The organism is Marinobacterium aestuariivivens (genome assembly GCF_042661465.1).
Taxonomy (GTDB): Bacteria; Pseudomonadota; Gammaproteobacteria; order Pseudomonadales; family Balneatricaceae; genus Marinobacterium_A; species Marinobacterium_A aestuariivivens.
Genome location: NZ_JBHSWE010000001.1, coordinates 1,116,582 through 1,128,971 on the forward strand (window position 1 = coordinate 1,116,582; position 12,390 = coordinate 1,128,971).

The 12,390-nt window shown below is 60.2% G+C and carries 6 protein-coding genes and 1 pseudogene; 1 reads left to right on the top strand and 6 read right to left on the bottom strand.

Going from position 1 to position 12,390, the window contains the following annotated elements; all coding sequences use genetic code 11:
* The first annotated feature begins 162 nt into the window (after positions 1-162).
* Positions 163-1,250 (top strand): annotated as a pseudogene (locus ACFQDL_RS05845) (zinc-binding metallopeptidase family protein).
* A 37-nt stretch (positions 1,251-1,287) separates the two neighbouring features.
* On the opposite strand, the gene ACFQDL_RS05850 reads toward ACFQDL_RS05845, so the two are convergent.
* The 6 genes from ACFQDL_RS05850 to ACFQDL_RS05875 form a co-directional block, all read right to left on the bottom strand.
* Entirely contained in the window at positions 1,288-5,589 is a 4,302-nt protein-coding gene (locus ACFQDL_RS05850) for a calcium-binding protein (protein WP_379912905.1), read from the bottom strand.
* Positions 5,590-6,181: 592 nt separating this feature from the next.
* Positions 6,182-6,739: a hypothetical protein gene (locus ACFQDL_RS05855; protein WP_379908207.1), complete on the bottom strand. Its 558-nt coding sequence runs from the start codon at positions 6,737-6,739 to the stop codon at positions 6,182-6,184.
* Positions 6,740-6,755: 16 nt separating this feature from the next.
* Positions 6,756-7,241, bottom strand: coding sequence for a beta-barrel domain-containing protein (locus ACFQDL_RS05860; protein WP_465263949.1), 486 nt, complete (start codon positions 7,239-7,241; stop codon positions 6,756-6,758).
* 35 nt (positions 7,242-7,276) lie between these two features.
* Positions 7,277-8,146, bottom strand: coding sequence for a hypothetical protein (locus ACFQDL_RS05865; protein WP_379908209.1), 870 nt, complete (start codon positions 8,144-8,146; stop codon positions 7,277-7,279).
* Between the two features lie 128 nt (positions 8,147-8,274).
* Entirely contained in the window at positions 8,275-10,302 is a 2,028-nt protein-coding gene (locus ACFQDL_RS05870; RefSeq protein WP_379908210.1) for a type I secretion system permease/ATPase, read from the bottom strand.
* 214 nt (positions 10,303-10,516) lie between these two features.
* Complete coding sequence (locus ACFQDL_RS05875; RefSeq protein ID WP_379908211.1) at positions 10,517-12,199, bottom strand: electron transfer flavoprotein-ubiquinone oxidoreductase; 1,683 nt, start codon at positions 12,197-12,199, stop codon at positions 10,517-10,519.
* Positions 12,200-12,390: the final 191 nt, after the last annotated feature.

The following is a 12,390-nucleotide window of genomic DNA, read 5'->3' on the forward strand; positions in this document are numbered from 1 at the left end:
CCAACCTTCTGATCCTGTTTTGCTGTATAAAGCCCCGCTCCGCCGACAGGCCGCCGCGTACCGGAGCGGAAATAATACACGACTTCCCCGGTCATCACGACAAGGCGGACCGGGGCGATCGGCGCGACGCAACTATACTCATAGCGCACCAGGAGTCCTCCGATGAAGATATTCACCTGCGACCATTGCGGCCAGACGCTCTACTTCGAGAATGTCGAATGCACACGCTGCCACCACGTCCTCGGCTTTCTGCCCGACCGGATGACGCTTGCGGCGCTTGAGCCGGCAGGAAACGGGTGCTGGCGCCCGGCCGGCACGGCCCAGGATACCGCGCACTATCGCCAGTGTGCCCATTACAGCGGGGCAGGCGTCTGCAACTGGATGATTCCGGCCGGGGACACCGAATCCCACTGCCTTGCCTGCCGCCTCAACCAGACAATTCCGGACCTGGGCGTTGCCGGCAACCTAGAGCTCTGGCGCCGCCTCGAGGCGGAGAAACGACGGCTCGTTTACAGCCTCGAACAGCTCGGACTGCCGCTTGCCGGCAAAAGCCAGGACGCCGAGCGCGGCCTTGCCTTCGCCTTCCTCGCCGATGATCCGACTACCGCCTTTCGCGAGGATGGCCGCGTCCTGACCGGACACAATGCCGGCCTGATCACAATCAATATTACCGAGGCCGACCATGCCATACGCGAGCAGATGCGCCAGCAAATGGCGGAACCCTACCGCACCCTGCTCGGCCACTTCCGCCATGAATCAGGCCATTACTACTGGGACCGGCTGGTGCGCGACAGCCCGTGGCTGCAGGATTTCCGCCGTCTCTTCGGCGACGAGACCCGGGACTACAAGCAGGCCATGCAGTACCATTACCGGCAGGGCGCCCCGACCGGCTGGCAGGCCGCTTTTGTCAGCGCCTATGCCAGCAGCCACCCTGGGAGGACTGGGCCGAAACCTGGGCCCACTACCTGCATATCGTCGACACCCTCGAAACCGCCCATGCTTTCGGCCTGCGCGTCAACCCCCGGGTGGCGGAAGGTAACGATATCAGCGCCGGTATCTGCTTCGACCCCTATCGCAGCGAAGACTTCGACCCGCTGATCAATCAGTGGCTGCCGATCACCTATGCCCTCAACAGCCTGAACCAGAGCATGGGGCAGCCCGATCTTTATCCCTTCGTACTGGCCCCGACCGCCGTCGAAAAGCTGGCCTTCGTGCACCGGCTGGTGCGGCAGCAGACTCGCCAGTCGTAAGGTCGCGTGATGCGTAAGGTGGCGTCCCACCGGGTGGCTAAGCCACCGGCTGCCAACTCGCAGCCAGCACCGGCTGCAACTGCTCGCGCACATCCTGCGGCACGATCTCGCCGGCGCCGGTCGGTGCATCGAAAGCCGCCATGGCCGATACCAGACGTGCCAGGTCGTCCTCACAGGCTACGAAGCCGTCGAGCTGCAGCCCGTCGATAACCGATGGCTCCGTGCCCCAGCCGGAGACGCTGATGCTGCCTTCTGTGCCGACAAAACCCACCAGCAGATCGTCCCCCTGACGGGACAGCCACAGTTCATCCGGTGCGAACCCGGACAGTGACAGCACATCCTGCCCCCGGCCGTCCCGGGCGGCCGTCAGGATCAGGTCGTCCCCATCTCCCGGGGCATATCGATAGCGGTCATTGCCGTTACCGCCTTCAAGGATATCGTCACCCGCTCCGCCTTCCAGATCATCGTCGCCATTGCCACCGGACAGGCTGTCGTTGCCCTGGTCACCGTGCAGGCGGTCGTCACCGTTCTCCCCTTCGAGCCGGTCGTCCTGGGCGCCCCCCGACAACAGATCGTCACCCTCCCCGCCATGGAGCAGATCCTCTCCAGAGCTGCCGAACAGGCGATCCGACTCGGCTCCGCCATCCAGCACATCGGCGCCCTGGCCGCCATAGAGCTGGTCCGCGCCCTGCCCGCCGAACAGCATGTCGCTGCCGTTCTCGCCGAATATCAGGTCGTTGCCCTGATCCCCCGAGATCAGGTCATTGCCGCTTCGGCCGTAGACGATATCGTCTCCGCCGCGGGCCGCGATGCTGTCGTCCGAACCGTAGCCCTCGAGGTAATCCGCGCCCTGGGTGGCCTGCAGCGTCATCGCCATGACATCCTCGATCGACAGCAGCGAGCCATCGGCAAAGCGGATCTCCCCAAGGGCGCTGTCGCTGACGCCATCGCCGCTGAAATAGCCGGCGATCTGCACGCTGTCGGCATTGCGGTCGATGCTGATCAGCAGGTCGTCGCCGACCCGCAGCAGGCGCACCTTTTTACGACTGACCGAAGCGTCGAACACCAGTGCATCCCGACCCAGCCGGTCGCTATTGACGATCAGGTCGTGCCCGTCTCCGGCGGCAAACCGGTAGAGGTCGTCACCGGTGCCGCCCTGCAGGCGGTCATTGCCGGCACCACCGCTCAGGTTATCGTTGCCATCCTCGCCAAAGAGGCGGTCATCGTCGGCATCGCCATACAGCTGATCGTCGCCGCCGGCGCCATGCACCTCGTCGATGCCGGCCAGCGAATGGATCTCTTCGCCGCTTTCGAAACCGTAGATGACATCGTCCAGTTCCGTCGTGGCATACAACTTGTCGAGCGCGTCCAGCGCGCGCACCTCGGTACTGCCGTCGGCCAGCACGAAACGGACCTGCTCGATTCGGTTGGTCGAGACCCGGTGATCCTGATAGGCCTTGGCAACGGTGATGCGATCGCCGGTCGGGCGGCCGTCCGGATCGAACAGATGCAGCACCAGGTCTTCGCCATCCGGCCCGGCACGCTCGATTTTGACATCCGTGGGCAGGATGCCGCCATAGAACTCGATGGTATCGACGCCGGCGTTCTCGTAGATCAGGTCCTGGCCGTGCCCCGGCGCGAAGCGATAGACATCGTCTCCGGCACCGCCATAGAGGGTATCGTGCCCCTGCAGGGCCTCGAAGCGGTCAGCGCCCTCGGTGCCGAACAGGGTATCGTCGCCCTCCGTCACCGGCTGCTCGATGCGCTCGACAATCTGGCTCAGGGAAAGCGACGCGCCATCCTGGAAACGAAAAGCCTCGATCGCCCCTTCCCGCAGGCTGCCGTCGAAATCGAAGACATTGTCGATCCGGACCGAGTCGCCGGTCGGAACGCCGTTGGCGTCCAGCAGGGTGACCAGAAGCGAGCTGACGCCGCGGGTGATTTTCAGGCTCTGAGCCGAAACACCTGCGCCGAACGATAATGTATCGACCCCGGCCGAATCGTATATCCGGTCGGCGCCATCGCCCGGCTCGAACAGATAGGTATCGTTGCCGACCTTGCCGAAGAGGCTATCGTCCCCTTTTCCGCCCACCATCAGGTCATCGCCGCCCGTGCCCGACAGGGTGTCGTCGCCATCGCCGCCGGCCACCAGGTTGTCGGCCAGAATCGGCGCCAGAACCGGGTTCGCCCTCAGTTCCGTGGCGACCTGCTCCATCGCGATCGAGTACAGTCCAAGATCCCGCAGCACGCCATAGATCCGGGATACCTCGACGACGTCTCCGGCTTCGAGCAGTTGCTCCAGATAACCGCTGAAAGCGGCGGTGTCGGGTACGAACGCCAGCGATTGCGGATCGTAACGCACACCGATCAGTTCGAAGGCATCGGCATAATGGGACTGCGCCATCAGCTGCCCGTAGACGAACGCCTTGAACGTCTCGTACTGGGCGATCAGTACCGGAGCGGCACGACCATGGGGATTGGGGTCGCGCTGCCCCCAGCACCAGGTCCCGAGATAGCCCCGTCCGACCAGTGCTTCCAGCGCCTCGAGCTGACGGGCGTCCATCACATGGCCATAGACCCGGCTCGGATCCCGGCTGTAGGGATCGACATCGGCCACACCGGTCCACTGATAGATCAGGCCGTCGAGCATGGCGCGCCGCGCGCTGTCGTCGCTTTCGTCGACGAAGGCCTGCACCATCGCCTGCAGCAGCGGGTCCCGCGCCATGGCCTGATCGAGATCGTGCACGTTGCCGAAGCCGCGCGCATTGGGAAGGGCCCGGATCCCGTCGCCGGGTTCGAGCCGGTCCCGCGTGATCGTCAGGGTACGGTCGACACCGAACCAGACATCGGCGAGCTGGGCGGTCGAACCATCGGCCAAGGTCGCATTGCCGCGCTGCCGGATGGTATTGCCGTTGTCGTCGACTTCGCTGGCGGGCTGCCACTGCACCGACAGGGCGGAAACACCGACCTCCTCGAGTGTCAGGAGCTCGCCGTCGTCGACCCGGGCATCGGCGTCCAGATCCTGCCAGATCCGCAACCGGCCGTAGCCTTCATCCTGCGCATCGACCACGCTGTCGAAATTCTGATCGAGCGCCGCCAGTGCCTCGAAACCATTGGCGGCATAACGGCCGTCCTGCAGCCGGGTATTGTTGCCGAACAGCTCCTCGCCGTTGCTTATCCGGCCATCGCCGTCCAGATCCATCACCAGCAGTCCATCGTCCGGCGCGACCCAGCCGGTGAGTTCCGAAAAGCCGTTATTGTCGTGGTCGAAGTAGATGAATTCCGAATGGGACAGCGTTTCTATGCCTTCGCCGTCGAGGTCGAGCAATAGCGGCGAGGTGATCTGCTCGGGCTTCTCGAACGATGGTTTATTGCCCCCGCCCTCCGAGCAGCTCGCCGGATCCTCGAGATCCGAGATGGCCTCGAGGTCGTCCAGCATCAGGTCCATGTAATTGCGCAAACCCTGCAGGGTATTGTCTACCAGCACCTCGAGTCGGCTCTTCCTGTCCGGGTTATCCTGGGACGCATCGGATGCCGTATCGACGATCAGGTCGACGGGATAGTTTTCCAGAAAGCTGCGTACATCCCGGTTCCAGGCCTCCACCTTCGCATGGGAGTATTCACACTCGACCTCGGAGTGCTCTTCCGCCACCTCGGGCGGTAGATCGTCCAGCAGGTCGTCGATAAACTCCCGGATCTCCTCTTTGGCTCTCTTTTCCAGCTCCAGCTCGACATCCGTTCTGGCCTTGTCGATCGTCGGTTCGGCAGCATCCCTCGCATCCGCCGGATAGGCTTCCTGCTTGTTTTCCAGCGACTTCTTCAGCTCGCTGTTGGACGCTGCCGCATTCCGCTCCGACTCGCCCTGCTGTCGATAATCCTGTTCGGCAGTCTCGAGATCCGCGGCCAGGTCTTCGGCATAGGTGCCGGTATCGCTCCTGTCGATCAATGCCAGCTCATCCCCGATGGTCTGCAGGGCCTCTGCCTCGACACCATCGGTCGCGGCATCCAGTTCTTCCGAATAGAGCTCCAGCAACCTGTCGGCGACATAGTCGTCAATGGCCTCGAAATAAACGGAAGCCTCATAATCAAGCCTCGAGGCTATCTCGCTGTCGCCATACTCCCCGGTCAACTCGTTGAAGGGTCCGAGCATGTGCTCATGGAACGCGATATAATCCTCCGCCGTGACATTCTCCTTCTTCTGGATCACGTCATCATAATATTCCTGCGACAGCTGTTTCTTGTCCGATATGTATATCGCCACGCCTTCTTCAAAGCTGGACTCGAGCGAACGCTGCTGCCATTGTGCCGAAACTTCAGCCACCAGCTCGTTATATGACATCTCGATCAAGGCAGCCTCTTCTTCGACCTTTTGTCGGAATGCATCAACCGCATCTCCGGCATAGATATCGATCTGATGATTAAATACATCAAACTGATCTTCAAACGCCTGATACACGCTTTCTCTTATTTCATCAAAAGATGGTAGAGAAATTGCCACAAATCCAGTGACCGCAGAAATCATCTCGAACAGTGCTTCAAATGCCAAAGTGTAAATATTTTTCGCTGGAACGGCTGATAGCACTGACGAAACAAGCCCAAAGGCAGCGGACGCAAATTCAAAAACATCTTTAGCTACTAAGTCTTCTTCTTCGTTTCTATAGAGAGCAACGAGATCATATGCTTCATTTATAAATATAGAAATATCTGAAACAACCCCCAACAAATGCGTGTTATTTACCAGCCCCAATTGCTTTATATTATCCAATATATCTGCCGAAACCTTGAGAGCCGCGATCGACTTGTCAATGCCATCAGCTTCCGGATCATCAATTGAACTAATAAGCCCAAGAATAGAGCTTATTTTGGCGGAATAGCTTGAGGTTGATTTAAAATCATCAAGATAATTTTCAATCGCATTTATATATCCTTCCTTATTTAACATATCCAGCCCTCCTTAGCGAGATATATAAAACAAACGGAAAAACCCAAAAAATCGTGACAACCACTACTAAAAACACAGAAAAATACACAACATTCCTTGTTCTATCACGAAGATTATTTAGCTTTTTCTTTATATTTTCCACCTCCTCCCCGTTGTAAATAAATGTTAATACAGATCGCCGATCAACCATTTTGTCTAAAAGCGTACTATGATAGTACAAAACAAGTATCTTTCTATCCTCCACATCGCGATTACTTAATATATCTTCAAGTATATCTGGCCTTGGTATCCCCCTATAGTAAAGGCGTCTACTTTCAACCAAAGAATAGCCATATATACCGTAGCGCTGACCTTTTTTCGGACTAAAATTCAATCTGTCAACATAGAACAAATCCTGTTTCAAATCGTCTTCGTCGGGCATCGTAAAAACAGTACTAAAGCCAAGCACAGGAAAAACAAGAAATATAAAAAGAAACATCCAATAAGCTCGTTCTAGCCTATACAAAAAACATCCATATTTAACATAAAAGACTAAAATCGTTTTCACTACCGACACCCTCCTATTAGCGCTCCTCGACACTATCGCTCTTATATCTCAACAGCGGCGCCGTAATATATTCGATCAACAGCCGCTTCCCGGTTTTTACTTCGGCGCTCACGCCCATTCCCGGTACCAGCTCCACCATGCGCCCGTCGATATCGAGTGCGGTCCGGCTCAGCCGGACACTGGCCTTGTAGATCAAGCCCTTGAGTTCATCCGCCGTGGCGTCGGCCGACAGTTTTTCGATCGTGCCGGGGATGACACCGTATTTGGTGAACGGGAAGGTATGCACCTTGATTTCGGCGGGCTGGCCGGCTTCGACGAAACCGATATCCTTGTTTTCGAGCCAGACTTCGGCCATCAGCGGCTGGTCGAGCGGGACGATTTTCATCAGCACTTCGGCCGGACTGACGACACCACCGGTGGTATGAACCGCCAACTCCTGGACGATGCCGTCGACCGGAGCGGTCAATTGCTGTTTCCGGCTCAGTTCCCGGGCTTTGATCAACTCTTCCCGCAACGCGCTGCGCTCGCGCTCCAGCTTCAGCAGCTGCTGGAGGGCTTCCCCCGCGTAGCGGCGACCAGCGACGCCCGCTGTTGCCGCAGCTCCTCGACCTCTGCGTCCAGCTGACGGGCACGGGCCTTCGCCGCACTCAGTTCGTACTGCTGTTCGATGCGGTTCTGTTCCAACTCCAGATAGCTGACCCGTGCGACCAGCTGCCGCTCGCTGAGGGACTCGAGCGCCTGCGTTCGCTGGGTGATCAGCGGCAGCGTTCTGGTAAGCCTCGCGATCTTGGCGTGATTGATCGCCTGTTCGGCCCTTTTGCTCTCAAGCTTTCGGGTCAGCTGGGCAAGCTGGGCCCGATAGCTGCCGACCTGCTGTTCCAGCAGCTGCCGATGAGGGCTGACCTGGTCCGCAGACGCCGCGTGCGACCATTCCGGAGGGGCAACAGCGGGCCGCGAGCCGCTCTCTGCCAGGCTGCTCAGGTAGGCTTTCAGTCGAACAATGCCCAGCTGACTCTGCAACAGGTCCTGACTGAGCCGGCTCTCATCGGCTCCCGTCAGGGTGTTGTCGAGATCGACCAGCGCATCGCCCCGGCGTACCTGCTGACCTTCGGATATGTGGATACGGGAGACCACGCCCCGTTCGTATGGCTGAATCAGCTTGACCTGCCCGGACGGGACAAGCTTGCCCTCGGCCGTTGCGACAATATCCACCTGTCCCAGGCAGGCCCAGAGCAGCCCGGAAGCAAAGAGCCCCATCAGCAACCAGGCAGTGACCCGGTTGCCGGGATGGGGTGGACGTTCGCGGATCTCGAGCGCCGCCGGCAGGAACTCCAGCGTCAGCGCCGAACGGCGCTGATCGCCAAGTCGATGGCGATGGGTCCAGGCCGCCTTCAGTATCCTGAGCATCGATCCGCCTCCCTACCCCGCCTTGACCGCTGCGCCGTCGCTCTGGCAACAGTAGAGGCGGTGATAGTGTCCCTTTAGTGCCAGCAGTTCGTCATGGCTGCCCATTTCCGCTATGCGTCCGCGATCCATCACGACAATCCGGTCGCAACGGCGCACGCTGTTGAGCCGGTGGGCGATGATGAAGAGGGTTCGCCCCTGGCAATCGCCGCCATGTTCTGTCGGATCACCCGCTCCGACTCGTAGTCCAGCGCACTGGTCGCTTCGTCGAAAATCAGAATGCGGGGATCGGTGATCAGCGCCCTGGCAATGGCGATGCGCTGACGCTGCCCACCCGAAAGATTGCAGCCGTGCTCGCCGACCGGACTGTCGTAGCCCAGTGGCAGCTCCAGTATGAATTCATGGGCGCCGGCCATCCTCGCAGCCCGGATCACCGCCGGCATGGGCAGACCCGGGTTCGAAAGGGCGATGTTTTCCCGCACGCTGCGACTGAACAGAAAGCTTTCCTGGGGAACGACCCCGATATTGCGTCTGAGCCAGGCCGTATCGACCATCGCGAGATCGACACCATCGATCAGCACACGGCCCGACTCCGGCACATGGAGGCGCTGTAACAGTTTGGCCAGGGTGCTTTTGCCGGAACCGGAGCGACCAACAATGCCGATCACCTCGCCCGGACGCACTTCGAGTGAAATATCGCCCAGAATCCTTGGCCCGTCCGGCCGGTAGCGGAACCCGACATGCTCGAAGTTCACGCGTCCCTGCAATTGCGGCAAAGTACTGCGATTGGGGTTGTAGCCGGATTCTGTCGGGGTATTGAGGATATCGCCGAGGCGTCGGATCGATATACCGGCCTGCTGAAAATCCTGCCAGAGCTGCACCAGCTTCAGAATCGGTCCGCAAACGCGTCCTGCGATCATGTTGAAAGCGACCAGTTGCCCGACCGTCATGACGCCGTCGATGACGAGGTGGGCGCCCCACCAGACGATCAGCAGGGTCGTCATCTTGCTGGTAAAGCTGGCGATCTGGTTGGCGACATTGTTCAGGTTATTGCTGCGAAAGGTGGCCGTAACATGGCGCGCCAGCTGGTCTTCCCAACGCCGCTGCATCTGCGGCTCCACGGACAGGGCCTTGAGGGTTTCGACACCGGTCACCGCCTCCACCAGGAATGCCTGATTCTCCGCGCCGGCCCGAAATTTTTCGTCCAGCCGGTGACGCAGTATCGGCGTGATAAAGATCGACAAGCCGATATAGACCGGTAGCGTGCCGAGCACGATCCAGGTCAGCAGCGGGCTGTAGAACCACATGACGGCAAAGAACAGCAGCGTGAACAGCAGGTCGATCACCAGCGTCAGCGCCGTCCCGGTAATGAAGTTGCGGATGGTGTCGAGCTCGCGCACCCTGGCCACGCTATGCCCGGCCTGGCGCGCCTCGAAATAGGAAAGGGGCAGCGAGATCAGATGATGGAACAGCCTGGCACCCAGCTCGACATCGACCCGGCTGGTGGTATGGGCGAACAGCCAGTTGCGCAAACCACCCAGTACCGCATCGAAAGCGGCAATGATGAAAAAGCCGAACGCCAGCACATCGAGGGTGGTAAAACCGCGATGCACCAGCACCTTGTCCATCACCACCTGGAAGAACAGTGGCGTGGCCAGAGCGAACAGCTGAAGAAAGAAAGAGACCAGCAGCACTTCGCCGAAAAGCCGCCGGTACTTGAGCAGCGACGGGATGAACCAGCGGATATCGAAGCTGTCGAGGGCAGTGCCCACCCCGCCGCGCCGGGACAGCAGAATCGTCGCTCCGTCCCAGCGCTGCGCCAGCTCACCCTCGCTGAGCGTGACCGGCTGGCCATCGCTGTCCATGATCAGCGCCCGGCCTTCAGTCGCCACGCGGGCAATCACGAAAAAGTGCCCATCCCTGTCGATGGCGATGACCGGAAGGCAGGCATTATCGAGCTGACGGAAGGTTATCCGGGATTTCCGGGCGCGCAACCCTAGACGGCCGCAGGCGCGCAGCAAGTCCTGGGTGTCGATTGCCTGACCGGGCGCAGCAAACTGGTGCTGCAGCTGTCGATAGTCAGCCGGAAGCTGATACAGCCGCAACACCGTAACCAGTGCAGCGAGCCCGGAATCCCTGGGGCCTTGACTTCGATCCATGAAGTCACCTGCAAAGCTTGGGTGTAAGGGGTTTGATTCAGACTAGGTCAGTGTTCGGCGGAGCGCAAATGCGGCTGGGTGATGGGTGACGCGTGACGCGTGACGCGTGACGCGTGACGCGTGACGCGTGACGCGTGACGCGTGACGGGCAATTATCCGCGGGTGCCGCGATGTGCGAAGACGGGTTACGCGTAACGTGTAACCCGTAACGCTATTACATATTCGGATAGTTCGGACCGCCACCGCCTTCGGGCACCACCCAGTTGATATTCTGGGACGGGTCTTTGATGTCGCAGGTCTTGCAGTGTACGCAGTTCTGGGCGTTGATCTGGAAGCGCTTGCCCTGCTCGTCCTCGACCACCTCGTAAACCCCGGCCGGGCAGTAGCGCTGCGCCGGTTCCGCCCAGGTCGGCAGGTTCTTCTCGAGCGGGATGCTGGCATCCTTGAGCTGCAGATGACAGGGCTGGTCTTCCTCGTGGTTGGTGTTCGACAGGAACACCGACGACAGCTTGTCGAAACTGAGTTTGCCGTCCGGCTTCGGATACTGGATCTGCTTGCACTCGGACGCCGGCTTTAGCTGCGCATAATCCTTGCGGGTATCGTGCAGCGTCACCGGGATCCTGCCGCCGAAGATATTCTGGTCGATGAAGTTGAAGGCGCCGCCCAGCAGGGTGCCGAACCTGTGCATCGCCGGACCGAAATTGCGGCTGCGGAACAGGTCGTCATAAAGCCAGGAAGCCTTGAACTTCTCGCTGAAGGCGGTCAGATCCTGGCCACCCTCGTCGCCACTGGCCAGCGCCTCGAACACCGCTTCGGCCGCCAGCATGCCGGATTTCATCGCGGTGTGGGTGCCCTTGATCTTCGAGAAGTTCAGAGTGCCGGCATCGCAGCCGAGCAGCAGCGCGCCGGGCATGGTCATCTTCGGCAGCGAGTTGAAGCCGCCCTTGGTGATGGCGCGGGCACCGTAGGAGACGCGCTTGCCGCCCTCGAGGTACTGCCTGAACAGCGGGTGGTGCTTCATGCGCTGGAACTCGTCGAACGGGCTCAGCCAGGGGTTGCTGTAGTTGAGGTCGATGATCAGCCCCACCACCACCTGGTTGTCTTCGGCATGGTAGAGGAAGAAGCCGCCGTTGGTATCGCCCTGCTCTTCACCGGACAAGGGCCAGCCGGCGCCATGCAGCACCAGCCCCGGCTGATGTTTGGCCGGATCGATGTCCCAGAGCTCCTTGATGCCGATGCCGTAATGCTGCGGATCCTTGTCCCTGTCCAGGGCGAACTGCTCGATCAGCTGCTTGCCGAGGTGACCGCGACAGCCTTCGGTGAACAGGGTGTATTTGGCGTGCAGCTCCATGCCCGGCATGTAGTTCGGGCCCTGCTCCCCGCTGGCGGTCACCCCCATATCGCCGGTGGCGATCCCCTTCACACTTCCTTTGAGAGGGCCATTCTCATGGTAGAGTACTTCGGCGGCGGCGAAGCCCGGGAAGATCTCGACGCCCAGCGCCTCGGCCCGTTCGGCCAGCCAGCGGCAGAGGTTGCCGAGGCTCGCGACGTAGTTGCCGTCGTTGTGCATCGTCTTCGGCGCCAGCGCATTGGGGATGCGGCGGGCGTTTTCGGCGTCCTTCAGCAGATAGATCCGGTCCTCGGTGACCGCGGTTTTCAGCGGCGCCCCCTGCTCGGCCCAGTCCGGGAAGAGTTCGTTCAGCGCCCGCGGCTCGATCACCGCACCGGAGAGGATATGGGCACCGACTTCGGAGCCTTTCTCGACGACGCAGACCGTCAGCTCCTGCTCGGCTTCCTGCGCCTGCTGCATCAGCCGGCAGGCGGCCGATAGACCCGCGGGGCCGGCACCGACGATGACGACGTCGAACTCCATTGATTCGCGAACGGCTTCGCTCATGGGGAAATCACCTCGTTGTTGTTTTTGCACGACCGGCGCTGCCTTGGCAGGCGGGCGCCGACCGTCAGGAATTCTGTGAATCATTCGTAGGATGGGTAGAGCCGCCACCTGCCATTGCTGTCGACAGGCGATGATCCCCGACGGCGGCGTAACCCATCATAGATCGCAGGATGGGTGAAGCCGCAATGGCA

Coding starts and splice junctions, on each gene's coding strand:
- ACFQDL_RS05875 (WP_379908211.1), bottom strand. CDS start 12,199: ATGAGCGAAGCCGTTCGCGAATCAATGGAGTTCGACGTCGTCATCGTC.
- ACFQDL_RS05865 (WP_379908209.1), bottom strand. CDS start 8,146: ATGCTCAGGATACTGAAGGCGGCCTGGACCCATCGCCATCGACTTGGC.
- ACFQDL_RS05850 (WP_379912905.1), bottom strand. CDS start 5,589: ATGTCATATAACGAGCTGGTGGCTGAAGTTTCGGCACAATGGCAGCAG.
- ACFQDL_RS05870 (WP_379908210.1), bottom strand. CDS start 10,302: ATGGATCGAAGTCAAGGCCCCAGGGATTCCGGGCTCGCTGCACTGGTT.